This is a genomic window from Leptotrichia sp. oral taxon 215 str. W9775 (assembly GCF_000469505.1).
Lineage (GTDB): Bacteria > Fusobacteriota > Fusobacteriia > Fusobacteriales > Leptotrichiaceae > Leptotrichia_A.
The window spans coordinates 16,189-41,886 of the sequence record NZ_KI272842.1 but is presented as its reverse complement, the minus strand read 5'-3'; the positions used below and the strand labels follow the sequence as shown (position 1 = coordinate 41,886).

Below are 25,698 nucleotides of genomic sequence, written 5' to 3'. Positions count from 1 at the left end.
TCTAATTTAGTTTTTTTTATATTCTGATTATTATACAATTTCCTGCAAAGTGTTAAAAAAATTGAATAAAATACTTCTCACATTCACATTACTTCTAAGACTGTTTTTCATATTTATCATTTTTTTCAGATTTTCTCCATTTGCTGTCCTCTTTGCCGCTATTATTATTTTACCGAGTAAATCTCCAAGAAGTTCCCTTTCCTGCTTAAATTCAGTTTCTATTTCATTAACGAGCATGTAAACTTCTTCAATGTTAAAAAATCTTATTTTTTTCACTATATATTCTATACTTCTGTTATAATTTATTATTATTTCCAGAAAACTAGCGTCTGAACTGCTATTTTCATTATTCTCCATTTCATTTTTTGCATATTCCTTCATTGCCTTTATATTAGACAATGCATCCTCATATGAATTTATCCCGTCTTCATATTCTTCCAGCGGAATTCCGTTTTCCTTATATCTTCTTATATTATTTTCATTTCCATCAAAAAAATAGTAAATTTCCTTGCTGACTCCAAGTTCTTCATTACTTGCCCCTTCCAGATGAAATTTTATAGTCCGTGACTTTATTGTTGAAATAATATTCAGACTTCGTGCAAGCAAAATAAAATAGACGTCTTTCGGAGGTTCTTCAAGAATCTTAAGCAGTGCATTCGAAGACTCTTTCCTTAAGTTTTCTATTCCACAGAGAATAAAAATCTTTTTAGGAGAACTGTAAGCTGATTCAATCGCATCATAAATCAGCTCTCTTACTTCATCTATTTTTATATTTTCATTTTTTCTATTTATAACTTCAATGTCAGAATGTTGGAGATTTTCTATTTTTTTTTCTATGCTCTTTTTCTCTTCCTCATCTTCTATATCTTTTGTCATTACCATTTTTGAAAATTCAAGTGCATAGAAAAGTAAGTCAACTCTTTTATCTCCATAAAAAAGATAACTTGCAGAAATTTTATTCTGTTTAACTTCCTTTTCAAATGCCGATAATACTTCCTTACTTTTCATAAATCACCCTATAAATTTTACTGACAGACTAATTTTCTCTTACTTGCAGTGTTTGTAACAGTTTTTTATTATCAAAAGCTGCTCCTCCACCTAAAACTACTGAATCTAAAGGATTCTGTGACAAATATACATTTATTCCTATTTCTTTTTCCATAAGTTCTACGAAATCCTTTATCAGTGAACCTCCACCAGTCATTACTATACCGTTGTCAAGTATATCAGCTGCAAGTTCAGGTGGACATTTTTCAAGTACTTCCTTAGTAGAGTTTACTATCTGGTACAATGATTCCTCAATTGCTTCACATATTTCATTTGAATTTACTTCTATTGTGTTAGGGATTCCTGATTCCAAATCTCTTCCCTTTATTTCCATTATTTCAGGATTAACACTTCTCAATGCTGTTGCCAGTTCTTTCTTTATTTTTTCAGCTGTTCTGTCACCTATTAGAAGGTTATATTTCTTCTTAATATATTTTACAATATCATCATCAAATTTATTTCCTGCAATTCTTATTGATTTACTTGCTATGATTTCATCAAGTGAAAGTATTGCAACATCTGTAGAACCTCCACCTATATCGATTACCATGCTTCCTTCCGGCTTGGAAATATTCACTCCTGAACCTATTATTGCGGCTCTTCCCTCTTCAATAATATATGTTTTCTTAGCTCCCTTTACTGCATCAAAAAGTGCCTTTCTTTCAATTCCTGTAACCTGTATTGGGACACAGATCATAACTTCAGGCTTGAATAAAGAATTTCCATAAATTTTATGTATGAAATAGCTTATCATTTCTGTTGTAGAATCTATATCTGCAATAACTCCATCCTGTAAAGGTTTTATCGCTTCAATGCTTGCAGGTGTTTTCCCAAGCATTTCCCTGGCTTCTTTTCCAACAGCTATTATTTTTCTTGTTTTTCTGTCCCTTGCTACAACTGATGGCTCATTTAGCACTATTTTTTTTCTTTGTTTGTCATATATCAATATATTCGCAGTTCCAAGATCTATTGATATACTTTTATTGACCCTAAATACTCTTAAAAATTTAAATATTCCCATTTTTCCTCCTAGTTTTTATATTTCGTTATTATTTGACTGTATCGTATAACCTGTTGTACCGTCTTTATTATCCTGTATTTCTATTCCTAATTCCTTCAGATTATCCCTTATTTCATCAGATAATTTAAAATTCTTTTCTTTTCTTGCATCTGCTCTTAATTTTATCAATAATTCAATCAAATTTCCAGTCAATTTATCATTATTTTTAAAATTTTTATTTTCATCCTCCATAAATAGCATTATTCCTAAAACTTCTTCCAGTTTTTTTCTCAATGAATTATATGAATAATTCAAAGCTTCAGCTTCTTCTCCATTTAAAATATTCACCGAAAATTTCTTCGTTTCCTTAATCTGATCAAATATTACTGCCAGTGCCTGTGGCGTATTCATATCCTCATCCATTGCTTCCATAAACTTTTTATCAAGTTCATTTACTTTTTCCTTAAATTCGTTAGTACTATTATTTCCAGTATTATCAGAAACTTCCCCTTCATGAGACCCTTTACCTGAAAACTTTTCAATTATTTCTGAAAAATTATTCATTGAAGTTACTATATTTTTCAGGGTTTTTCTACTATCTTCCATATTATCCATAGAAAAGTTTATCGGTTTTCTGTAATGAGTTCCCAATATAAATAATCTTACCACATTTCCAGGAATTTTTCCTAATATTTCCCTTAGTAGAAAGAAGTTTCCAAGTGATTTCGACATTTTATCTCCATTTACCTGAATAAACCCGTTATGAAGCCAGTAATTTGCAAAGTTTCCATGATATGCACATCTGCTCTGGGCTATTTCATTTTCATGATGAGGAAAAACAAGATCTTGGCCACCACCATGAATGTCAAATGTATCACCTAAATATTTTTTTGCCATTGCACTGCATTCTATATGCCATCCCGGACGTCCCTGTCCCCATGGTGATTCCCAGTAGGGCTCCCCTTCTTTTTTTCTTTTCCACAATGCAAAGTCAAGCGGATTATTTTTTTCCTCCATTATATCTACTCTTGCACCTATTTCCAGTTCATCTATCTTCTGATTTGACAGACTCCCATATTCCTCAAATTTCTTTACTTCAAAAAATACATTTCCGTCCTTCTCATAAGCAAAGCCTTCATCAATCAGTTTCTTTATAATTTCTATTATTTCAGGCATGTTTTCCGTTACTTTAGGCCGTATTATATCATCTGATATATTCAGAGGTTCTATATCTTCAAAAAAACCTTTTATATATTTTTCTGTCACTTCCTTTACAGAAATCCCCTCTTCATTTGCTCTTTTTATTATCTTGTCATCCACATCAGTAAAATTCTGGATATAAGTTACATCATAGCCCCTATATTTAAAATATCTTGCCAATGTATCAAAAACAATAATAGGTCTTGCATTTCCCAAATGAATGTAGTTGTATACTGTAGGCCCGCAGACATACATTTTTACTTTTCCTTTTTCTATTGTTTCAAATTCTTCAATTTTATTTGACATTGTGTTGTAAAATCTCATTTTTTAATCTCCCTTGAACAATCCTTTTGTTTTTTTAAATCATTTTTTTAAGTTTCAATATTTCCTACTTCAAAGTAGCCACCGTACAGCCGATTCCACCTTCATTCTGGTTAGCATCCTTGAATTCTGTCACATATTTTGAAGTTTTCAAAAATTCCTGAATTTTCTTTCTTAGAACCATTGTCCCTTTTCCATGAATAATATACACTTCGTGATACCCTGTCAGCATTGCCCTGTCAAGGTACACTTCAAGGTCTGCGATCGCCTCATCGGCATTCTTTCCTCTCAGGTCTATTTCCCCTCTTACCTGACTTGATTTAAGTGAAGCAAAGCTTCTAAATTTGTTTACTTTTTTCTTCTCAATTTTTACAATATCATCCATGGAAACAACTAATTTCAATATTCCCGCCTGTACCTGAACACTGTTTGTCTCAGGTATTATACGTAGAACTTTTCCATTCTGGTTCAATGTTTTTACAAGGACTTCTTCCCCTTCCTGAACATCGATATTTTTAGCAACTACTTTTCTTTCCTTTACATTCTGCTTTTTATCTGCAATAAATGATTCCCTCAGCATATTCAGACTTCTCTGTGCATTTTTTGCCTCTTCCTTTTTCACTTCGTCCTGACTTATTCTGTCTATAAGGTTTTTAGCCTTTGACTGCACTTCCTTCAGATAATTGTCAGCTTCTTCATATGCCTTCTTTATAACTTCATTTTTCTCATTTTCAACCTGAGTTATTTTCTGCTCATAAGAATTTTTCTGTTCTTCAAATTCCCTTCTTGTATTTTCCAGTTCAAATTTCAGAACTTCAAGCTCATCATTCTTTTCCTTGATGGATTTAAGCATTTCTTCCACTTTCTGATTATCTTCGCTTATGTAGCTTCTGGCTGTATTTATTATCTGCTCACTTATTCCATATTTTCCTGCTATTATAAGGGCATTACTTTCTCCAGGAATCCCCTCAAGAAGTCTGTATGTTGGCGAAAGCGTTTCCACATTAAATTCCATTGATGCACTTTTTATGCCTGTTGTATTGAAGGCATAAGCCTTTACTTCGCTGTAGTGTGTCGTAATTATTGATTTTATATTCTTTCCGTTCAGATAGTCGATTATCGCCATTGCAAATGCTGCACCTTCCATAGGATCAGTACCACTTCCAAGCTCATCCATCAGCACAAGGGAACTGCTGTTTGCCTCTTCCATTATTTCCTTTATTTTTTTCACATGGCCTGAAAATGAAGACAGGTTCTGCTCTATGCTCTGTTCATCTCCAATATCTGCAAGGACACTTCCAAAATGTCCTATTTCTGTTTTTTCATTTGCTGGTACCGGAATTCCTGATAATGCCATTAATGTGAGTAATCCTGCCACCTTCAGAGTAACTGTCTTTCCTCCTGTATTCGGTCCTGTAATAAGCATTATATTTTCACTGTTCCCCAATTCAAAATTTATAGGAACAACTGTATTCTCATCAATCAGAGGATGTCTCGCCTCTACAAGTTTCAAGTATTCCTTATTTATAACTTTAGGCACTGTACATTTCTTATTTATTGAATATACTGTCTTGGCATTCAAATAATCCAGTCTTTCCAGAATTTCCTTAATCCTGATTATTTCTTCCTTCTTAGTTCTTATGAGTTCTGTAAGCCTTAACAGTATTTTTCTTATTTCTTCCCTTTCACGTGCTTCATATTCCCTGAGCTTGTTATTTAAGGAAACAACATTTAAAGGTTCTATATACACTGTACTTCCAGTTGCTGACCTGTCATGCTCTATTCCTTTTATAAGGCCTTTAAAATCTGTTTTTACAGCTATTACATATCTGTCATTTCTTTGAGTAATTATTCTTTCCTGAATTGCCCTCTGTGTTTCCTTATTATTCATAAGGTCATCAAATTTTTCTTTTATATTGGCATTTATATTCTGTTTCTGTCTTCTCACATCCCTTAGTCCGATTGAGGCATCATCCTTCAGATTTCCATCATCATTTATGGCCTCTCCTATAAACTGCTCTATTTCCTTCACTTCTTCAACATCTGTAAAGAGTGTCCATATTGTTTTGTATTTATCCCTTACATTTTTTGCCCTGCTCTTGGAAATTCTGAATACAGACAGGTTTTTCCTTAAATCTGCCAGGTCTTCAGCATTCAGATATGAACCTATCAGCTCAATTGAATTTATGTATCTCTGTATATTTGACAGTCCTGTAAGCTCAAATCCGTCGTCAAATTTGTAAAAATCAATCAGATCCGCCATCAGCATAAGTTCCTTGTCAAGTGTCGACTTATCCTTAATGATATCCGTATCTATAAATTTTTCCTTTGTTTTTTCAAGTTTTGATAGATTTATAAGTTCATTTATTATTTTATAAAATTCCAGTACATCATATTTTTTTTCCATTTTTCTTCCTTCTTTTCTGTCTAATTCCATTTATTTTTTGTTTTAAATAACATTTTCCATATTTTCCAAACTGGGAATATACTCTGACGTTATTCAGAATTATTATAACACGAAATCAGACTTTTACAAATAATAAGATTTTAAATATTAGGATAATAAAAATTATAAATAAAATCTTCATTATTTCACCTTTATTCTTTTTAAATTATTATTAACCATTACTCCAATTAAATTATATCCTATTTTTTAACATTTTCCATTTGTTTTCTCTTTGGCATAATATTCATGTTATTTATTACCTCTATATAAAACTTATATTACTTTTTCATTTAAATAACTCTCATTTTATGATATAATCTATAGCGTTTGGATATGATTGCAAAATTTGAATAACATATATAAATTAAATAAAAAGGTGGTATCATACATGGATTTAAAAAATTTACCTGTTACTCCCTTACCCGCTGTAAAGCTTGATGAACAGCAGCAGACACTTCTTGAACATAACAGGCTTTTTGGGGCACTTCTTGGGGAATCGATTTTTAATTATGCCGGATTACATATTTATCAGGCTACCGAAAGTCTGAGAGAGGCTTCAATACAGTATTATAAAACAAAAAATCAGGAAAGCCGTAAAAATTTATCCACTTTCTGCAGCCAGCTGAGCGACCATGAAATCCTACGTGTAATCAGAGGATTCAGTCACTTTTCAGTTTTGGCGAATATTGCAGAAGATGTGTATCAGACACATCAGCATAGAAATGCAAAATTTTCCAATAAAATCCAGATAGGTACATTGGAAAAATCACTGAAAAACTTAAAGGAAAAAGGAATAAGTAACGAAAAAATATTAAATGCAATGAAAAGTGTAGATGTTGTCCCTGTATTGACAGCACATCCTACACAGGTTCAAAGAAAAAGTATTCTTGACATGATAAGAAAAATTACAAATATCCTGGATTTACATGAAAGCGTAAAAAATCACCAGATTGATGAAGCACAGTGGATTGATGATTTAAACAGAGGTGTGCAGATTTTATGGCAGACTTCCATGTTAAGAACTTCAAAATTAAGAGTCGTTGATGAAATAAGCAATGTACTTGGATATTATAATATAACTTTCTTTAATGAAATTCCAAATTTAATAAATAAATTCCAGGAAATTTCTAAAAAACTTGGAGAAGATAATGAAACTGCAGAAAATCTAATTCCACTTACTATGGGAATGTGGATTGGAGGAGATCGTGATGGAAATCCTTACGTTACCGTAAATACTCTTGAAACATCGGCACAGGCACAGGCTCTTAGACTTTTCCTTCATTACTTGGATGAAGTGGAACTGATATATCGTGATTTATCCATGTCAAATACTATGGTAAATATAACAGAAGACCTGGAAAAACTGTCAGAAATGGCAGGAGAAGTTTCTCCGCATCGTGTAAACGAGCCTTATAGACGTGCGTTGACTGCAATAAACGACAGACTTCTGGCTACAGCATACAATTTATGCGAAAATACGGAAGTACTGCCACCAAAAAGAAAGAACGTAATTGACAATCCTTACAGCTGTTCTGAAGAATTTACCAAGGATCTGGAAATATTAGCTGATTCGCTTGTTAAGAACAATGCCGGATTTTTAGTAAAAGGAAGTCTTCAGAATCTTATAAGTGCAACTAAAATTTTTGGATTCCACCTTGCAACAATTGACTTGAGACAGGATTCAGGTGTACACGAAGTCTGTGTGGCCGAACTTCTGAAAAGTGCAAATATTTTAGGCGACTACTTAAGTCTTTCTGAAGATGCACGTTGTGAAGTACTGCTTAGGGAACTGGAACACGATCCACGTATTTTGAGTGATGAAACAATACCTCAAAGCGAACTTCTTTCCGGAGAACTTGCAATATTCAGAAAAGTTAAGTCATTAAGAAAAAGATTTGGAGAAAAAATTGTTGAAAAGAACCTTATTTCTCATGCAACAAGTGTATCTGACATGCTGGAAGTAGCAATTTTACTGAAGGAAGCTAACCTCGCAAAAGGAAATGAAGGAAACGAATTCTGCGACCTTCAGATTGTACCTTTATTTGAAACAGTTGAAGATCTTGAAGCAGCACCGGAAATACTGACAAAATGGTTCTCATTGCCGTTAGTTGAAAAATGGATGGCAAAAAGAGGAAGAAAACAGGAAGTAATGCTTGGATATTCAGATAGTAACAAAGACGGAGGATATCTAAGTTCAAGCTGGTCATTATATAAGGCACAGAAAGAACTTACAAAAATAGGTAAAAAATTCAATGTTCAAATTTCATTCTTCCATGGTAGAGGAGGAACTGTAGGCCGTGGAGGAGGACCAAGCTACGAAGCTATTCTTGCACAGCCGGAAGGAAGCACAGCCGGAACTATCCGTCTTACAGAACAGGGGGAAGTTATTGGTGCAAAATATGGAAATCCTGACTTGGGATTGAAAAATCTGGAAGCTCTGGTTTCAGCCGCACTGGAATCTACTGCCTTAACTGAAGAAGATGCAAACTGGGAAAAATATGAAAATATTATTTCAAAAATTTCTGATTTAAGCTATGATGTCTACCGTAATTTAGTCTACAATACAGAAGGATTTTCAAACTTTTTCTTTGAAGTGACACCTATTAATGCCATTGCAGGATTAAACATAGGTTCGAGACCTTCTTCACGTAAGAAGACTCAGTCACTTGAAAGCTTAAGAGCCATACCATGGGTATTTTCATGGTCACAGGCCCGTATAATGCTTCCAGGGTGGTATGGTGTCGGTTCAGCCTTTACAGAATGGATACAAAATAATGAAGACAATCTTTCGATTCTTCAGAATATGTACAAGGAATGGCCTTTCTTTAAATCGGTTATTTCAAATGTAGACATGGTTTTATCAAAATCCGACATGACAATTGCTTCAGAATATGTAAAACTTGCAAGTGACCAGAAAACTGCTCAGGAAATTTTTGAAAAAATTGTAAGAGAATGGGAACTGACTATAGATGTTCTGAAAAAAATTACCGGAAACGATGTTCTGCTGGCTGACAACCCTGAACTTGCGAGCAGCCTTAAAAATCGTCTTGCCTACTTTGATTCAATGAACTATCTTCAGGTGGAACTATTGAAAAGATTGAGAGACGGTGATGAATCTGATGAATTGAAAAAAGCTATCCACATCTCTATAAACGGACTTGCAACTGGACTTCGTAACAGCGGATAGAAAAAGAATGAAAAAGACTTGTAATAATTTAGAAAATATGATAAAATAAATTTCGATATGTGTAAAGGAGGGAACATTTATGCAAAGATGTGAAGTTTTCGGAAAAAGTACAGGACACGGAAACACAGTGAGCCACTCTCATAGATCTTCTAAAAGAATATGGAGACCAAACCTTCAAGTTATGACATTAAACATTAATGGTTCTGAACTAAAGGTAAGAGTTTGTACTAAAGCTATGAAAACATTAAAAGGAAAAAATGTTGATCAGGTTAAAAAAATATTATTGGAAAATAAAGAAAATTTAAGTCCAAAAATAGCAAAAGCACTGTTTTCTGTAAAGTAAGTTTATAAAAAAGTAAACTTACTTTTTTATTTTAAATTTATATATCATTTTATATTTATTTTCATTAATGATAAATTAATTTTATAATAAAAATAAGGAACCAAAATCTGTTTTTCACAGATAGTTCCTTATTTTTTTGCTTTAAAAAGATTTATTATGAAAAAATTAGTTTCTATTAAGTCTATTAATTAGAACTGACAGTAAATCAAGATTTGACACAGCAAATTTTCCATAATTTACTCTTATGTTCCCACTAAGGTCTGATATCTTTATAGCAAGCGGAGTAACTTCAACTTTGTAATTTTCCCAGTTATAGATTTCTTCTGCAAAGGCAATATAATCCTTTGTTACAGTTATTTTTTCAAGTTTAGGAAGGCTCTCTCCTATTTGTTTTACTTTTTTCTTACCTACTCCCAGCATTGCATCTTTCTGAAGATCCTTTACAGATCTTAAGTAAAATTCTTCTTTTCCTCCATTTTCTATGTTGGAAATAGCATCAGGAAATACATTTTTAATATAGTCATCCTGCCATATATAAAAAGCATTCTTTTTAAATGGTGCTCCAGGAATAAAACTCCACTGGCCATCTTTATTTCCGTACAGAATTGCTGAAAAAGTATTTGACTTCATACCAGGAAGATAGAAATATGTAAGATCCTTATAATAAACTTCCTGACTGTCTTTATTTGTTTGAAATCCCTTGTCATAAAGGTACACTTTTATAATTTTTTTAGTAATCCATCTTCCTAAAAAACTTATTCCCACCAGAAATGCTATAATTCCTAACAGTAATATAACTAATGCCGGCTTATTTGCCCTTGTATTTTCAGCATCAAAAAGAGTTGTCACTGTCATCCATATAAGTGGAGCCAGCACAATAAAAAAGACTACCGGAAGAATTACACCACTGTACTTTTTGTCAAAACTAGGCTCGATGACCTTTTTTACTCTTGATTTGTCGATGTTCACATTGTTACCCATTAATACCTCCTAAAGTAAATTTATATTGCTTTTTTTATAATTTTATACATAAATTAAAGAAACTGCATGTAAAAAATTTCAATATATGAAAAATATATATTGTTATTTTAATACATACAGTCCATTCAGTCAAGTAAAATTATAACAGCTGTTTTATTATTTTTCTTTTCTCAAATAAGCCTGCGCCGCGGCAAGTATTGCGGTAGGTATTCTAAATGGTGAACAACTTATATAATCAAAGTTGTTATTTTCAAAAAATTCTATACTTTTTGGATCTCCTCCATGTTCACCGCATACTCCTATTTTTAAATCAGGTTTAACAGGTTTTGCATTGTCCAGTGCAATTTTAACAAGTTTAGTTACAGATTTTGTATCTATGGAATAGAAAGGCTCTCCTTCCCATATTCCTTTTTCCCTGTAATCATCCAGGAATTTCACTGAATCATCCCTTGAAAGTCCCATTGACATTTGAGTCAGGTCATTTGTACCGAATGAGAAGAAATCCGCGTGTTCCGCTATTTCATCAGCAAGCAGGCAGGCTCTTGGTATTTCTATCATTGTTCCAAGCTTATATTCCACTCTTTCTCCTATTTCTTCAAACAGAATTTCAATTTCTTCTTCTATTTCCTTTTTCAGGTAAGCAAGTTCCTTTGCTTCCATTATAAATGGTATCATTATTTCAGGATGAACTTTTATTCCTTTTTTTGAACATTCATAAGCAGCTTCCATTATTGCTTTCCCCTGCATTCTGTAAAGTTCTGGATAACTTACTCCCAGACGGCATCCTCTATGACCTAACATTGGATTTTCATCTTTTAATTTACGTATTCTTATTTCAATTTCTTCCACAGGCTTTCCAAGAATTTCTGCCATTTTTTCCCTGTCTTCCTTTGTTTTTGGAAGGAATTCATGTACAGGCGGGTCAAGCAGTCTTACATTTACTTCACTTCCGTCAAGTATTTCAAGTATTTCAAGGAAATCCTTCTTCTGAAGTTCAAATAATTTTTTAAGTGATTTTTTCTTTTCTTCTCCTCTGTCACTTAGTATAAAATCTCTTATTGCCCATATTTTATCATGCTTAAAGAACATGTGCTCTGTTCTGCATAATCCAATTCCTGCAGCTCCGAAGGATTTTCCCTGTTTTGCATCTTCAGGCGTGTCGGCATTCATTCTTACTTCCATTCTCTTTACATCTGCCGCCCATGATATAAATTCCTTCAGTTCATCTGAAAAACTGTTTTCCTTTAAAGGTATTTTTCCTAAGAATATTTCCCCGGTATGTCCGCTGACAGATATGAAATCCCCTTCCTTCAGTACATATTCCCCTACTGTCATGGTTCTTTTTATTTCATCAATTTTTATTTCTGAACATCCTGTTACACAGCATTTCCCCATTCCTCTGGCAACTACCGCACCATGTGAAGTTGCTCCACCTTTTAGCGTAACTATTCCTTGGGCAAGAGTCATTCCCTGAAGGTCTTCAGGCGAAGTTTCTTCCCTTACAAGTATTGTTTTTTCCCTTATTTTTACTTTCTTTGAATCAAACATTATACGACCAACAGCCACTCCGGATGATGCTGCAAGCCCTTTTGTCAGGAAAGTCGCTTCCTTCAGGAACTTTTCATCAAAATCTCCATTTAAAAGCTTGTTTATTGAAGAAGGTTCAACCTTAAGAATAGCTTCTTCCTTAGTCAGAATATTTTCCTTTACCATATCCATTGCAATTTTCAGGGAAGCTTCCGGCGTTCTTTTTCCATTTCTTGTCTGTAAAATAAACAGTTTGGAATTTTCAATTGTAAATTCAATATCCTGCATGTCTTTATTATGTTTTTCAAGTTTTTTTGTTGTTTTTACAAGTTCATCGTATATGATAGGCATAGTTGTTTTTAAAAGGTTTATATCATCAGGAGTTCTTATTCCTGCAACAATATCTTCTCCCTGTGCATTTAAAAGAACTTCTCCAAAAATTTCATCTTTTCCTGTGGAAGGATTTCTTGTAAACAGTACTCCTGTTCCTGATTTTTCATTAAGGTTTCCAAATACCATTTCCTGAATGATAACAGCTGTCCCCATATTATTATCAATATTATTAAGTTTTCTGTATAATATTGCCCTGTCATTATTCCACGAGTTAAAGATAGCTTTTACTGCACGGAATATCTGGTCTTCAAATTTTTCAGGAAATTCTTTTCCACATTCATCTTTATATATCTGTTTTCCTTCTTTTATCTGATCCTTATAGTTGTCAGATTTCAGTTCCATAAATCTTTTTCTTTCAATTCCTTCAGTTATTTCAGAAAACATCTGAACAAATCTCAGATAGGAAGAATACACAAAATCTTCGTCTCCTGTTATATCAAGCATTTTCTGTGCAACATCATCATTAAATCCTACATTCAGTATTGTGTCCATCATTCCCGGCATTGAAATTGGAGCACCTGATCTTACTGATACTAATAGAGGATTGTCAGACTGAATTTTTTTACCTGTTGTACTTTCCAAAATTTGAATATTTTTCAAAATTTCTTCCTTCAACGATTCGGAAAGTTCTTTACCGTCTTTAAAAAACTGATTGCATGCTGTTGTGGAAACTATAATTCCATAAGGTATAGGAAGACCTATCTTCACCATTTCAGAAAGATTTCCCCCTTTTCCTCCCAGTATTGGAATCATTTCTTTTCCACCTTCTTTAAACTCGTAAACCTGCTTCATTGCTCTTTCCTCCTAAATATTTTTATTTTTAAGTTCCTGATAATACAATTTTATAGCATTGGTTTTTGTAAATCTGCCAACAAGAATTAGTTTCCCATTTTCTTTTCTTAATACAGGCAGTGAATCAATTTCATGTTTAATAATTTTTTCTATTGCATCGAGTACGGTGTCATTTTCAAAGCAGTACACTATGTTCGGCATTCTTGTCATAATCATGCTGACAGGAATTTTCTCCATATTTTTCCCATGTAGGGCTGATTTCAGCAGATCCTTCCTTGATATAATTCCTACAAGTTTACCATTTTCAACTACAATCAGAGTTCCCAGATCATAGTTGAAAAGGTGGATAACTGCATCATATACACTTGTTTTTATGTCAATTGAATTTTGTGGACTCATATGATTTTTCACTACATTTGCTGTACATCCATTGTAAATATATCCTTTATTTGGCTTTGAAGTTATTAATTTCAGACCTGTCAATATTGAAAAATCAGTTCTCAGTGCAGACTTTGTAACTGAAAGGTTTCTTGCTATTTCATCTCCGGAAATTGGTGATTTTTCCTTAATCATCATTAATATTTCATTTTGTCTTTTTGTCAGCAACATTTTTATTCTCCTTGAATTAATGTTCATTTTCTTTATATATAACATTTAAAATAAAAATAATCAAGAAAATATTCTTAACTAATGTACAATATTTGAAAATACAATATTAAAAACAGCCTGTTATTTTTAGGAAAACTGTTTTTTTAAAAATTTTTTGGCAGTATATATTTCAGTTTTTTATAATTTTTTCCTAATTAACGGCTGTTTTAAATTTTATGAAACTGTTTTGGAAAATAAATTTATTTCCTGTACACTTATTTCCTATTATTCATTTACTTTGTTTATGAACTTTCTAAATCCTTTTTCTCCATCCTCGTTATTCTTAAATACTCCACAATCTTCCAGAACCCTAGAGAAAGTCTCTCCTATGGCACTTTTTATGAATAACTCTATATCACTTTCTGCAAGCTGTTTCAGTTTATGTGTTTCCAGATAGTATTTTAGCCACTTTACATGTTTTTTCAGTTGTTCATTATTCTCCATTTCACCATAACATTTTTCATAGCTTCCTGTTTCCTTAAATTCCTGAGTTTCCCTAACCTTCTCCAGCAAATTTCTTATTTCAGACATTTCTTCCTTCAGTCTTCCCGGAAGAACTGCAAGTCCCATTACTTCAATAAGTCCTATGTTTTCCTTTTTTATATTATGGTGCTCTTCATGTGGATGAAATATTCCCAGAGGATGAACACTGTTTGTAAGATTATTCCTTAAAACAAGATCCATTTCATATTTTCCTTTTTTAAATCTTGCTATCGGCGTTACAGTATTATGTCTTTCCCCTTTTGTATGTGAATATATATCAAGTTTTTCCGCATCATAGTCTATCCATTTATTAAGAATTTTTTCTGAAAGCTCTACAAGCCTGTCTTTCTCACCTCTTATTCTTATTACTGACATAGGCCAGTTCACAATTCCTGCTTCCACATCTTCATAACCTTTAAATTCTATTTTTTCTTTTATTTTGGCAGTTTCCATTGGGAATACATGTCTTCCGCCCTGAAAATGGTCATGTGAAAGAATAGAGCCTCCAACTATTGGTAAATCTGCATTTGAACCTATAAAATAGTGGGGGAACTTCTCAACAAACTGAAACAGTCTTTCAAATCCTGCCCTGTCTATTTTCATTGGCCGATGTTCTCCCGAAAACACTATGCAATGCTCGTTATAATATATATAAGGGGAGTACTGAAAATACCATTCTTCATTAGTCAAATTCATTTTTATCGTTCTGTGGTTCTGTCTTCCCGGATGATTTATCCTTCCCATATATCCTTCATTTTCCTTACATAAAAGACATTTAGGATAATTTGTTGATACGATATTTTTCTGCATTGCAATTTCCTTTGGATCTTTTTCAGGTTTTGAAAGATTTATTGTTATTTCAAGGCTTCCATAATTATTTTCATAATTCCATTGTATATTTTTTGCTATCCTGTCTGTTCTTATATAGTTACTTTTTTTAGACAGTCCATAAAAATATTCTGTTGACTTATCAATTCCATTATTTTCATATTCATTCCAGAATTCACGTCTTACCTGTGATGTTCTAGGAACTATCTGTCCCATTATCTTTGAATTCAGTAAATCCTTAAAAGTAGCTGTTGTTCCCTTCATTTTTCCATTTTCTGCAGCCCAGTCTACAATATTATCAAGAATCTCCGAAGGATAAACTGCATTTTCTATCTCTTTTCTTATATTTTCTTCTTCAGATGGTGAAAAATCCTTGTATGTGTCCAGTTCCAGACATTCCAGTACAAGATTAGTTACAAGAAGTTTATCTTCCCTTTCCACCAGTCCATTTTTTATTGAATATTCAATAAGTTTTTCAACTTCAAAAAATATATCCATCTGATCACTTCCCTGCATCTTTTTATCAAATATTGTGCTTTATTTATTAAATATTTTTATCTTACATTAAACTTGAATATTGTCTTCTGGATATATTCCTTATCCTTTTCAAGTAATTTTACTTTAAATTTTCTTTCATTAATTCCATTTGGAAAGTCCTGTGTTTCTATTGCCACTCCAAGATATCTGTCATTCTTTTCCTTTTTGATTATTTTATTGTATCCGCTGTCAAAAACAGGAACATCATCCAGATAATTTCCAGTATAGACAACTGCCACCCTTTCTGTTGTGCAGACTTCCATTTCTATTCCACTGTATTCTGAATATAGGACAATTTCAGGTTCTCCCCTCACTCCAATTCTGTTTAGTACAAAAGGATGATCGTAGGCCCTTGTTATATCAAATTGATGATGTTTCTCCTTTATACCGTCTGCTATAACCTTTCCATTTCTCAGGTCAAATACAGTATCTGTAACATCTATAAATTCCCCTGTTGGAATCATATTTTCTGAAATCTCGCATACTTCATCTGCATCTATCTTAAGAACCTGTTCATCTCCATTTTTTTCCATATCTCCCGACAGATTAAAATATGTATGATTTGTTAAGTTTATATAGGTTTTTCTGTCTGAAACTGCCTTATATTCAATTGTCAGGTGATTGCTTTCATTTATGAGGTAACATATTTCAAAATCCACATTTCCCGGATACCCTTCTTCCATGTGAGGGCTCTTATATGAAAGTTCTATTCCATTTCCCAGTTCCCTGACATTGAAAATCTTAGTATTCAGTCCTTTATTTCCACCATGTAATGAATTTTTCCCATTATTTTTATTTAAATCATAAATTATTCCGTCAATTGAAAAAATTCCATTTCCTATCCTGCCGGCAGTTCTTCCTATAATTGAACCAGGATATGCGCCATTTCCCACATAATCCTCAAAATTCTCATATCCAAGCACTACGTTCTTAAACTGCCCTTCCCTATTTTTTACAAATATTTCAGTAATTATTCCTCCAAAATTTAGAATATTTACCTGAAATCCGTTGGAATTTTTCAATTCATATTTATATACATCCTGTCCTTCATATTTTCCAAAAAGGCTTTTCTCTACATTGATCATGGTTACAACTCCCTTTTATAGTTTTCCTGCTCCTTCACTGACTTCAACTATATAAAAATCAGCATCATAACCTATTCTATCTTTATATTTTTCTCCAACATTTTTTACAAAATCATCAACTTTATCTTTTTTCACAATACTTACAGTACATCCACCAAATCCTGCACCTGTCATTCTTGATCCTACTACACCTTCCTGTTTCCATGCAAGTTCCACTAATGTGTCAAGTTCCACTCCTGTCACTTCATAGTCATCCCTTAAGGATTCATGTGACTGGTTCATAAGTTTTCCGAATTCTTCCAGATTACCTTCTGAAAGCTCCTTCTGAGCCTTTAATGTTCTCTGGTTTTCATAAACTGCATGTTTTGCCCTTTTTCTATTTATTTCATTTGAAATAAGTTCCTTATTTGCTTCAAATTCTTCAGCGGAAAGTTCTCCCAACGCTTTTATGTCAAGCTTTGATTGAAGTTCTTCCAAAGCTTTTTCACATTCGCTTCTTCTTTCGTTGTATTTAGAATCTGCAAGTCCTCTTCTCTTATTTGTATTTGATATGACTATCACTTCATCCTTCAGTACTACAGGAACATACTCATATTTTAATGTATTACAGTCAAGAAGAATGGCATGATCTTTTTTCCCCATTCCCACTGCAAACTGATCCATTATTCCAGAGTTTACTCCTATGAACAGGTTTTCTGTCTTCTGACCGAGCTTAACCATTTCTATCATGTCAATATCAAGATTGAAAAGATCCTTTAAAACTACCGCTGTCAGGATTTCTATTGATGCCGATGAAGAAAGTCCGGCTCCATTTGGAATATTTCCATAAAAAACAATATCAAATCCGCTGTCTATTTTCTGACCAGCGTCAATGAACATCTTAATTACTCCTTTAGGATAATTTGCCCAGTCATGTTCCTTTTCATTTTCCAGTTTATCCAAAGTAAATTCCATTATTCCTAATTCAGCAAAATTTTCCGAATACATTCTGAATCTATTGTCATCTCTTTTTTTCACTAAAGCATAAGTTCCTTTATCTATCGCACATGGAAATACATTACCGCCATTGTAGTCTGTATGTTCTCCTATTAAGTTTACCCTTCCAGGTGAAAAGAATTCCTTTTCATGCTTGATTCCAAATAACTTTAAGAATTTTTCCTTTAAATCCTTCATTCCCTTCTCCTCCTAAATTTTCTATCATTCTTCTACAAGTATTTACATACCTCGCCTATTTATATTAATACAAGTATACCCAACTTTTTTTACTTTGGTTAAAAAAGTTTATTTTTTTTTATGGCCTTTTTTCACTTTTTTAAAAAAGATATATTAATCCTTAGTTTTATCAACACTTTTATAGCAATACTTTTTTTACTTTATATTCATAATATATAGAAATTATATTTCTTCATTTAATAGAATTCATAAAAAAAGACCATCCGTATACTGCATCCAATCTTATTTCTAAGATTTTGAATACAGTTCAGATAGTCTCTTAAGATATTTATAATTATTTTATTTTCCATGTTTCCGGTGCAAACAGTATAAGCATAGGGAACAGTTCAAGCCTTCCTGCAAGCATTCCAAAGCTTAAGAATATTTTTGACACATCCGTCATGTCGGCAAAACTAAATGCAGGCCCAACTTTTCCAAGTCCCGGACCTATATTATTAAATGTTGCCGCGACTGCACTGAAAGCTGTCAGAAAATCATCTGTTGTCATTGAAACTACTAGAAGAAGTACCGTAAATATTCCAATGTATACGATAAAATAGTTTGCAACGCCCTTTTTTACCTTTGAATCAAGTGGTTTATGCTCATATTTTATGGAAACTACTCTGTTAGGACTTATCATCTGCTTTATTTCTGCAACAAACATTTTAGCCATCATTATGACCCTGGAAATTTTAAGTCCTCCTGCTGTTGATCCGGCACACGCTCCAAAAAACATAAGCAGAAGAAGTACAGTCTGTGAAAATACCGGCCATTTTCCAAAATCAGCCGTTGAGAAACCTGTTGTTGTAATTACAGATGAAACTGTAAAAAATATATCCCTTAATGCATGTCCCATTGATTTATAGGTTGAGCTTATATTTATAAATATAAGTGCCACTGCAGCCCCTACTATTATAAGGTAGTACTTCAATTCCTCATTGCTTAACGCTTCCTTCACTTTTCCTATAAGTATGAAATAATATATATTGAAATTCACTCCAAAGACAAGCATTCCAACAGCAAGAACTATATCAACATATGCACTGTTATAAGGGAGTATACTTCCATTTCTTGCTCCAAATCCTCCTGTCCCTGCTGTTCCAAAAGCAAGAAGTGAAGATTCAAACCAGTCAAGTCCACCAAGCATAAGAAGTACAATCATTATTCCTGTCATTACAAGATAAATTTTATAAAGAACTCTCGCCGTAGCAGACAATTTTGAAACAAGTTTTCCAAATGTTGGACCCGGCACTTCCGCCTTCATTACATGAACTGATCCGGGCGAATGTTTTGGAAATATTGCCAGTACAAGTACAAGTACTCCCATACCTCCCACAAGGTGGGTAAAACTTCTCCAGAATAAATTCGAACGGCTTATTACACTCAAATCTGGTATAATACTGGATCCTGTTGTGGTAAATCCGCTAACTGTTTCAAAAAACGCATCTATAAAGGAAGGAATTTCCTTTGTTATAACAAATGGCAATGCTCCAAATGCCGACATAAGTATCCATGAAAGTGCAACTATTACAAATCCTTCTCTTCCCTGTATTGACATATTTTCAGGACTTTTAAAGGACAGTGCCAGACCCATGGCTATAAGCAGCATTATTACACCAAAGTAAGCTCCTTTATACTTCAATGATTCTCCATAAATAAAACTTACTCCTAAAGGAAGTACCATTAACATTGCTTCCAGTAGAAGAAGTCTTCCGATTACAAAACCTATCATTCTTTTATTCATTTTATTCTCCTGATTTTTCTGTTTTAAGGCAACTCATAAAAATAGTTATCCTAAAATATCATCAAAATCTTCTACTCCTTTTCTAGTTGTTATTATCATTACCTTATCATTAACTTCTATCGTGTCATTTCCTCCAGGATATGTCAACTCTTCCCTTCTCAGAATTCCTGCTATTATTACTTCAGATAATATTGGAAGGTCTTTTAATGGTACTCCTATTGATTTACTTTTTTCATTAATTTCGAAAACCATTGCTTCAACCCTGTTATCCCCAAATCTATGAAGGGTATTCATTTTTGATCCTTTTGCATTCATTTTTGATCTTACTACCCTTATAATTATATCTGAAATTACCTTTTTAGGAACAATAGGTGTACAGAATTCATACTTCTCAAGAATTGGGAGCAAAAGAGTTCTGTTCATCTGAGTTATGATTTTTCCTGAATTTACAGATTTTGCAAACATTGATATTACCATGTTTTCTTCATCATTATCAGTTGCCGCAATAACTGCATCGTATTTTTCAATTCCTTCATTAAGAAGAAGTTCCTGATCTGTTTCATCTCCCCTGACAACTATGGCATTAAGATAGTTATTACTCAATTTCTTTGCTGTTTCCCTAACTTCTTCTATAACTTTAACCTGTTTTTTCCTTTTCATAAGCTTTCCAAGGAGATAATGTGACAATGTTCCTCCACCAATCAGCATAACAGAATTTATATCCTTATTTTTTTTGTATCCCATCCTGTCATAGAAGTTTGCAACTGCATCATTTGTTCCTGTTACGTATATAACATCATCTTCTTCCAGTATAAAATCTCCAGTAGGTACCATTATGTCTTTTCCTCTTTCCACAATACATATTATTACCTTATCTTTTAATCCGCTGTTAAGATCTTTCAGTTTCATGCCCGCCAGCTGGCTTCCTTTTTCAATTAAAAGTTCCAACATATTTGCCCTGTTTGAAAAAAATGTATCCACGCTTTCTGCATTCGGGAATTTCAGAGTATTCATTATTGTTCTTGCCGCTTCCTCTTCAGGGTTTATCATCATGGAAATTCCAAGTTCTTCCCTTACGAAACGCATATTTGTAGTATATTCTGGATTTCTTACCCTTGCAATTGTATATTTTGCTCCAAGTTTTTTTGCCATAATGCATGAAATAATATTTAATTCATCAGCTTCAGTCACTGCAATAAAAATATCAGCAGTATCAACTCCCGCTTCCAGAAGATTTTCATAAGAAGCTCCGTTTCCTGCCAATCCTGTTATATCATTCTTTTCAATAACCTTATTTAAAATCTCTTCTTCCTTTTCTATAAGAATGACATCGTTGTTTATTTCTGATAATTCACTGCATAGTGCTTCTCCAACAACTCCTGCACCAACTATTACTATTTTCATTTTCCCTTCCTTCTTTTGACATTATCTTTTTTCAAAATTTATTTTATTCCTTAACTTTTATTCTACCACATTCTTTTCAAAATTTGCAAATTTCTATTGTGTCAAATTAATATATTCAAAATAAGTATATCCATCTTCCATAATGTGCATTTTTGTCATTGAGCCGTTATCTATTCTGAATTTCCAATATCCGTCAAGATTTCCAAAAAGATAATAGCTTATCAGAGCCTGAATAACCCCTGCATGAGCCACAACAAGAATCTTTTCATCTTTATGCCCATCTATTATTTCATCCATCTTTTTAGCAGTCCTCAGCATCATTTCATTAATGCTTTCCCCCTTATCCACTTTAAAGTTTCTCCAGTCATTCCTCATTTCTTCCACTTTATCCGGATATTCATTTTTTATTTCTTCATAAGTTTTCCCTTCAAATATTCCAAAATTCAATTCTCTAAGCTCTTCAGTAAGAATTTTTTCAACTTTTTTATCTATTCCAAGTATTTCCATACTCTGACTGCATCTCTTTAAATCACTTGAAAATACAATATCCGGAGTTTTTTCCCTTTTTTCAAGTAAAACCCTTGTATTTCTAAGCTGTTCCATTCCTGTTGCATTTAAATCAGGATCTGAATGGCCAAAATAAAGTTTTGCTTTATTAAAATCTGTTTCTCCATGCCTTATAAAAATCACTTCTGTATTTTTCCACATATGTTTTATTCTCCATTTTTATTTTTTATATACGCTACTTTCTTAATCACTTGAAAACGCCGGATATATTAAATCCTTTATTTGTATATTTTCTTTTATTTTTTATTATAGCACATTTTCACATTAATTCTAATACATATTATATGTTTTTGCTGTTAAAATTTTATCTTTCTTTTTTTCTTTTAAAATTATTCCAAATAGTGTATAATTCAACTAAATCTTACTTTTTTTCACAGGAGCAAAAGTTTTCGGTATTTTAAAGTTCTATATCTTTATTTTTATTATAGTCTATTTTTTGCAAAACAAGTTTCCTTTTTGTTTAATAGTATAATATTTGTTTAATTAATCATATGTTTTTATAATAGTTTAATATTTTCGTTGACAATTATTATTTTTTATTATAAAATTTTATCATAATAGTAAGGATTTCATAATACTATAAAACAAATACACTTATTTAAGGAGGAAACATGAAAAAACTGCTAACTGTTCTACTTTTAGGATTACTTTTCCTATCATGTGGAAAAAAAGAAGAAGAAAAAGCTCCAAAAGAAAATGGAAAAACTGAAGCTGCCACTGAAAACAAGGAAACTATTGTGGCAAGTACAGCACCCCTCAAATGGCTTGTTGAGAAAATTGCCGGTGATGACTACAATGTAATTGCAATTGTTCCACCTAATGCAAACCATGAACTTTTTGAGCCAAAACCTGATGATTTGAAAAAACTGGAAAATTCAAAACTGTTTTTCACATATAATCTGCTGGGATTCGAAAAAAAGATAGCTGAAAGTCTTAATAATTCGGATAAAGTTGTAAACGTCCTAAGCTCTGCCGATCCTGCATTGCTTCTTAAAGGACATCACCACCATCACGAAGATGAAAAGGAAGGGCATGACCACCACGAAGACAAGGATAAACATGATGACCATGATAAGCACGATGAACATGACGAACATGGGGAAATTGATCCGCATGTATGGTTCTCATTAAAATTAATGCCTTCAGCCGCTCTTGAAATTAAAAACAAACTGGTTCAGGCTTATCCTGATAAAAAAGATGTTTTTGAAAAAAATTACAACGCCTTTTTAGAAGAACTTGCAAAAGTAAAAGAAGAGCTTGATAAGAAAATGGCTTCTAAAACAAAGAAAGCCTACATGATTTACCACCCTGCACTGAACTACTTTATAAAAGATTACAATGTGGAAGAAGTTTCAGTGGAATATGAAGGAAAAGAACCGACAGCACAGCAAATTAAAGAAATAATAGATGAAGCTAAGGAGCACAATATAACTACAATACTTGTTCAGCCACAGTTCCCTAAACAAAGTATAGAAATAATAGCTAAAGAAATTCCAAATGCCAAAATTGTGGAATTTAATGTTGACAAGGAAAATGTATTTGAAAACTTAAATCAATTTGTAGATTATCTTGACTAAAAACTTCAGAAACAGAAATAACTGACACTATTATAACGGAAAGGATGCAAATGAATAATTCCCAGGAAAAACTGATTAGCGTAAGAAACTTAAATTTTAAATATAATAAGGAAATCATTCTCTCTGATATTAATTTTGATATTATAAAAGGAGAAAATGTAGCCATTTTAGGTAGAAATGGCGGTGGAAAATCTACACTTGTTAAAGTGATACTTGGATTTTTAAAGAAAAATTCAGGCAGTGTGGAATTCTTTATTAATAAAAATAAAATAGGTTATCTTCCTCAAATAAGAGAATTTGATGCTTCCTTTCCTATTAATATATTTGACCTTGTAATATCCGGACTGGCAAGCAGAAAGAATCTTTTCCGGAGATTTAACAAGGAGGAAAAGGAAAAAACCGAAGCTCTTTTAAAAGAATTTGGAATTGATAACCTAAAAAACAAACTTATAAGCGAAGTTTCGGGAGGCCAGCTTCAAAGGGCTTTAATTGCAAGGGCTCTTATTTCTTCTCCTGATATTATTTTTCTGGATGAGCCTGAATCTTTTCTCGACCAGAAATTTGAATATCAGCTTTTTGAAAAGATAAAACGGCTTTCAGATTCTACACTTGTTATTATTTCACACGAAATGGAGAAAATATATAACTATATTGATACTATATTTATTGTGGAAAATAATATAAAAATTTTTAAAAATAAGGAAGAATACTACTCAAAACATACACATAGACATTAAAAGGGGGAAAAATGAACTTTCTGGAAATTTTTAAATATTCCTTCATGCAGAATGCACTGATTGTTGGACTGCTTTCCAGTATATGCTGCGGTATAATCGGTACATATATTGTGAATAAAAAAATGGTGTTTATATCGTCAAGCATCAGTCATGCTTCCTATGGAGGAATTGGAATTGGAATATTTTTAATTTACTTTTTTAGATTGGAAGTGAAAGATCCATTAATTTTTGGACTGATATTTTCAATCTTTTCAGGTATACTAATACTTGTTTTAAAGGATTTTTTTAATGTAGACAGTGACCTTGGTATTGGTATTATGATGTCTCTTGGAATGGCAGTGGGAATTATTTTTTCCTTTATGACTCCTGGATATCAGGCTGATATGTCTACCTACCTTTTTGGAAATATACTTTTATCAAATAAACTGAATATAATTTTGTTAGTTGCCCTGAACAGCATAACAATAGTTTTTTTCATTGTATTTTATAAAGGTATAGTTTATTCAAGCTTTGATGAAAACTTTTATAGAATATATGGCATACCTGTTACCTTCATAAATTATTTTATGATTGTACTTGTTTCTTCTGCCATTATCATAAATATAAAAACAATAGGAATCATACTGATAATCTCAATCCTTACAATACCTCAGGCTACTGCTTCGATTATTGCAAGGAAATATTCATCAATACTGTTTTTATCTGTATTTTTTTCCTTTCTTGGAATTCTGTTTGGGCTGTATTTTTCATACATCTTCAATATTCCATCAGGACCTTCGATTATTGTTTCATTGACTATTTTACTGGTCATAGTAAAACTTTTTTCATTTTTTGCAAAAAAGTATTGACATCTTTTATATTTTATATTATAATAAATTTGTAATTAATACAAAATAGTAATCAGTTGTAAAGATTGCAAAATTGAAATAATTTTATTTAGGAGGTAATTACAATGAGCAAAACAGTAGAAAAATTAAACTTATATCTAGTAAATCTAAACGTATTATACAGAAAGGTACAAAATTATCACTGGAACGTAGTAGGAAAAGGATTCTTTACTATCCACAGTAAATTAGAAGAATTCTATGATGACCTTAATGGACAGATAGATGATGTAGCTGAAAGAATACTTTCAATCGGGGGAAGACCATACGGTACATTAAAGGATTATTTAGAATTAACTACAATTAAAGAAGCTGAAAATAAAGAAATTGGGGTACATGAAGTTTTAGTTTCTGTAAAAGCTGAATTCGAAGCTATGCTAAACCTTGTAAAAGAAATTAAAGTAGCTGCAGATGAAGAAAATGACTATGGAACATCAGCAATGGTAGATGAATACATATCTAATTATGAAAAAAATCTTTGGATGTTAAATGCTTACCTTAAAGAAATCTAATATAATTTGAATTAAACCATACAAAGTGTAACAAAAAAACTATATTTCTTAATTTATTTAAATTTTGCAATTTAGATAATTTGAAATATAGATTTTTTTATTCTTTTTCCACCCCCATATATATTATAGAGCCTATTTTATACTTTGAAATTAAAATAAAAATTAATTATTGTATTTCTATTTATAAACTGATAGAATGAAATAAATAGTTGTTGATTATTCTCCAAAAAAATAAATAAAAAA

19 protein-coding genes are annotated in these 25,698 nt (G+C 32.3%); 6 read left to right on the top strand and 13 right to left on the bottom strand.

Features of this window, described 5'->3' with window-relative positions:
- Window positions 1-30: 30 nt before the first annotated feature.
- From HMPREF1984_RS05430 to HMPREF1984_RS05415, 4 genes are all read right to left on the bottom strand, one after another.
- Window positions 31-1,008 (bottom strand): hypothetical protein, encoded by a 978-nt coding sequence (locus tag HMPREF1984_RS05430; RefSeq protein WP_021766919.1) that lies wholly within the window; start codon window positions 1,006-1,008, stop codon window positions 31-33.
- A 28-nt stretch (window positions 1,009-1,036) separates the two neighbouring features.
- The gene (locus HMPREF1984_RS05425; RefSeq protein ID WP_021766918.1) at window positions 1,037-2,068 is read right to left on the bottom strand and encodes a rod shape-determining protein; all 1,032 of its coding nucleotides are present in this window, start codon (window positions 2,066-2,068) and stop codon (window positions 1,037-1,039) included.
- Window positions 2,069-2,083: 15 nt separating this feature from the next.
- Window positions 2,084-3,571 (bottom strand): cysteine--tRNA ligase, encoded by a 1,488-nt coding sequence (cysS, locus tag HMPREF1984_RS05420; RefSeq protein ID WP_036099918.1) that lies wholly within the window; start codon window positions 3,569-3,571, stop codon window positions 2,084-2,086.
- A gap of 64 nt (window positions 3,572-3,635) precedes the next feature.
- Window positions 3,636-5,975 (bottom strand): endonuclease MutS2, encoded by a 2,340-nt coding sequence (locus tag HMPREF1984_RS05415; protein ID WP_036099947.1) that lies wholly within the window; start codon window positions 5,973-5,975, stop codon window positions 3,636-3,638.
- A 427-nt stretch (window positions 5,976-6,402) separates the two neighbouring features.
- On the opposite strand from HMPREF1984_RS05415, the gene ppc reads away from it, so the two are divergent.
- Both ppc and rpmB read left to right on the top strand, forming a co-directional pair.
- Window positions 6,403-9,201: a phosphoenolpyruvate carboxylase gene (gene ppc, locus HMPREF1984_RS05410; RefSeq protein ID WP_021766915.1), complete on the top strand. Its 2,799-nt coding sequence runs from the start codon at window positions 6,403-6,405 to the stop codon at window positions 9,199-9,201.
- Window positions 9,202-9,280: 79 nt separating this feature from the next.
- Complete coding sequence (gene rpmB / locus HMPREF1984_RS05405; RefSeq protein ID WP_021766914.1) at window positions 9,281-9,544, top strand: 50S ribosomal protein L28; 264 nt, start codon at window positions 9,281-9,283, stop codon at window positions 9,542-9,544.
- A gap of 165 nt (window positions 9,545-9,709) precedes the next feature.
- Here rpmB and HMPREF1984_RS05400 read toward each other — a convergent pair whose 3' ends face one another.
- From HMPREF1984_RS05400 to HMPREF1984_RS05360, 9 genes are all read right to left on the bottom strand, one after another.
- On the bottom strand, window positions 9,710-10,525 hold the full coding sequence (locus tag HMPREF1984_RS05400; protein WP_021766913.1) for a hypothetical protein: 816 nt from the start codon (window positions 10,523-10,525) through the stop codon (window positions 9,710-9,712).
- A 156-nt stretch (window positions 10,526-10,681) separates the two neighbouring features.
- Window positions 10,682-13,237 (bottom strand): pyruvate, phosphate dikinase, encoded by a 2,556-nt coding sequence (gene ppdK, locus HMPREF1984_RS05395; protein WP_021766912.1) that lies wholly within the window; start codon window positions 13,235-13,237, stop codon window positions 10,682-10,684.
- Between the two features lie 12 nt (window positions 13,238-13,249).
- On the bottom strand, window positions 13,250-13,846 hold the full coding sequence (locus HMPREF1984_RS05390; RefSeq protein WP_036099916.1) for a helix-turn-helix transcriptional regulator: 597 nt from the start codon (window positions 13,844-13,846) through the stop codon (window positions 13,250-13,252).
- Between the two features lie 264 nt (window positions 13,847-14,110).
- The gene (gene galT, locus HMPREF1984_RS05385; protein WP_036099905.1) at window positions 14,111-15,694 is read right to left on the bottom strand and encodes a UDP-glucose--hexose-1-phosphate uridylyltransferase; all 1,584 of its coding nucleotides are present in this window, start codon (window positions 15,692-15,694) and stop codon (window positions 14,111-14,113) included.
- A 56-nt stretch (window positions 15,695-15,750) separates the two neighbouring features.
- Window positions 15,751-16,818: an aldose epimerase family protein gene (locus tag HMPREF1984_RS05380; protein ID WP_021766909.1), complete on the bottom strand. Its 1,068-nt coding sequence runs from the start codon at window positions 16,816-16,818 to the stop codon at window positions 15,751-15,753.
- A 15-nt stretch (window positions 16,819-16,833) separates the two neighbouring features.
- On the bottom strand, window positions 16,834-17,991 hold the full coding sequence (locus HMPREF1984_RS05375) for a galactokinase (RefSeq protein WP_021766908.1): 1,158 nt from the start codon (window positions 17,989-17,991) through the stop codon (window positions 16,834-16,836).
- Window positions 17,992-18,325: 334 nt separating this feature from the next.
- Complete coding sequence (locus HMPREF1984_RS05370; protein WP_021766907.1) at window positions 18,326-19,774, bottom strand: TrkH family potassium uptake protein; 1,449 nt, start codon at window positions 19,772-19,774, stop codon at window positions 18,326-18,328.
- A 45-nt stretch (window positions 19,775-19,819) separates the two neighbouring features.
- A complete protein-coding gene (gene trkA, locus HMPREF1984_RS05365; protein ID WP_021766906.1) occupies window positions 19,820-21,178 on the bottom strand; it encodes a Trk system potassium transporter TrkA in 1,359 nt (452 codons plus the stop codon).
- A 93-nt stretch (window positions 21,179-21,271) separates the two neighbouring features.
- Window positions 21,272-21,886: a histidine phosphatase family protein gene (locus HMPREF1984_RS05360; RefSeq protein ID WP_021766905.1), complete on the bottom strand. Its 615-nt coding sequence runs from the start codon at window positions 21,884-21,886 to the stop codon at window positions 21,272-21,274.
- 470 nt (window positions 21,887-22,356) lie between these two features.
- Between HMPREF1984_RS05360 and HMPREF1984_RS05355 the strand changes: the two genes are divergently transcribed.
- From HMPREF1984_RS05355 to HMPREF1984_RS05340, 4 genes are all read left to right on the top strand, one after another.
- Window positions 22,357-23,322 (top strand): metal ABC transporter solute-binding protein, Zn/Mn family, encoded by a 966-nt coding sequence (locus HMPREF1984_RS05355; RefSeq protein ID WP_021766904.1) that lies wholly within the window; start codon window positions 22,357-22,359, stop codon window positions 23,320-23,322.
- A 50-nt stretch (window positions 23,323-23,372) separates the two neighbouring features.
- On the top strand, window positions 23,373-24,059 hold the full coding sequence (locus HMPREF1984_RS05350; protein WP_036099902.1) for a metal ABC transporter ATP-binding protein: 687 nt from the start codon (window positions 23,373-23,375) through the stop codon (window positions 24,057-24,059).
- A gap of 11 nt (window positions 24,060-24,070) precedes the next feature.
- Window positions 24,071-24,907 (top strand): metal ABC transporter permease, encoded by an 837-nt coding sequence (locus tag HMPREF1984_RS05345; protein WP_051314470.1) that lies wholly within the window; start codon window positions 24,071-24,073, stop codon window positions 24,905-24,907.
- Between the two features lie 104 nt (window positions 24,908-25,011).
- Complete coding sequence (locus HMPREF1984_RS05340; RefSeq protein ID WP_021766901.1) at window positions 25,012-25,455, top strand: Dps family protein; 444 nt, start codon at window positions 25,012-25,014, stop codon at window positions 25,453-25,455.
- Window positions 25,456-25,698: the final 243 nt, after the last annotated feature.

What these genes read in the sequence shown, in the direction of transcription:
- HMPREF1984_RS05345 (WP_051314470.1), top strand. Translation starts at nt 24,071, where the DNA reads ATGAACTTTCTGGAAATTTTTAAATATTCCTTCATGCAGAATGCACTG.
- cysS (WP_036099918.1), bottom strand. Translation starts at nt 3,571, where the DNA reads ATGAGATTTTACAACACAATGTCAAATAAAATTGAAGAATTTGAAACA.
- ppdK (WP_021766912.1), bottom strand. Translation starts at nt 13,237, where the DNA reads ATGAAGCAGGTTTACGAGTTTAAAGAAGGTGGAAAAGAAATGATTCCA.
- HMPREF1984_RS05340 (WP_021766901.1), top strand. Translation starts at nt 25,012, where the DNA reads ATGAGCAAAACAGTAGAAAAATTAAACTTATATCTAGTAAATCTAAAC.
- HMPREF1984_RS05370 (WP_021766907.1), bottom strand. Translation starts at nt 19,774, where the DNA reads ATGAATAAAAGAATGATAGGTTTTGTAATCGGAAGACTTCTTCTACTG.
- HMPREF1984_RS05415 (WP_036099947.1), bottom strand. Translation starts at nt 5,975, where the DNA reads ATGGAAAAAAAATATGATGTACTGGAATTTTATAAAATAATAAATGAA.
- HMPREF1984_RS05375 (WP_021766908.1), bottom strand. Translation starts at nt 17,991, where the DNA reads ATGAAGGATTTAAAGGAAAAATTCTTAAAGTTATTTGGAATCAAGCAT.
- galT (WP_036099905.1), bottom strand. Translation starts at nt 15,694, where the DNA reads ATGGATATATTTTTTGAAGTTGAAAAACTTATTGAATATTCAATAAAA.
- ppc (WP_021766915.1), top strand. Translation starts at nt 6,403, where the DNA reads ATGGATTTAAAAAATTTACCTGTTACTCCCTTACCCGCTGTAAAGCTT.
- trkA (WP_021766906.1), bottom strand. Translation starts at nt 21,178, where the DNA reads ATGAAAATAGTAATAGTTGGTGCAGGAGTTGTTGGAGAAGCACTATGC.
- HMPREF1984_RS05430 (WP_021766919.1), bottom strand. Translation starts at nt 1,008, where the DNA reads ATGAAAAGTAAGGAAGTATTATCGGCATTTGAAAAGGAAGTTAAACAG.
- HMPREF1984_RS05355 (WP_021766904.1), top strand. Translation starts at nt 22,357, where the DNA reads ATGAAAAAACTGCTAACTGTTCTACTTTTAGGATTACTTTTCCTATCA.
- HMPREF1984_RS05390 (WP_036099916.1), bottom strand. Translation starts at nt 13,846, where the DNA reads ATGTTGCTGACAAAAAGACAAAATGAAATATTAATGATGATTAAGGAA.
- HMPREF1984_RS05350 (WP_036099902.1), top strand. Translation starts at nt 23,373, where the DNA reads ATGAATAATTCCCAGGAAAAACTGATTAGCGTAAGAAACTTAAATTTT.
- rpmB (WP_021766914.1), top strand. Translation starts at nt 9,281, where the DNA reads ATGCAAAGATGTGAAGTTTTCGGAAAAAGTACAGGACACGGAAACACA.
- HMPREF1984_RS05360 (WP_021766905.1), bottom strand. Translation starts at nt 21,886, where the DNA reads ATGTGGAAAAATACAGAAGTGATTTTTATAAGGCATGGAGAAACAGAT.
- HMPREF1984_RS05400 (WP_021766913.1), bottom strand. Translation starts at nt 10,525, where the DNA reads ATGGGTAACAATGTGAACATCGACAAATCAAGAGTAAAAAAGGTCATC.
- HMPREF1984_RS05380 (WP_021766909.1), bottom strand. Translation starts at nt 16,818, where the DNA reads ATGATCAATGTAGAGAAAAGCCTTTTTGGAAAATATGAAGGACAGGAT.
- HMPREF1984_RS05425 (WP_021766918.1), bottom strand. Translation starts at nt 2,068, where the DNA reads ATGGGAATATTTAAATTTTTAAGAGTATTTAGGGTCAATAAAAGTATA.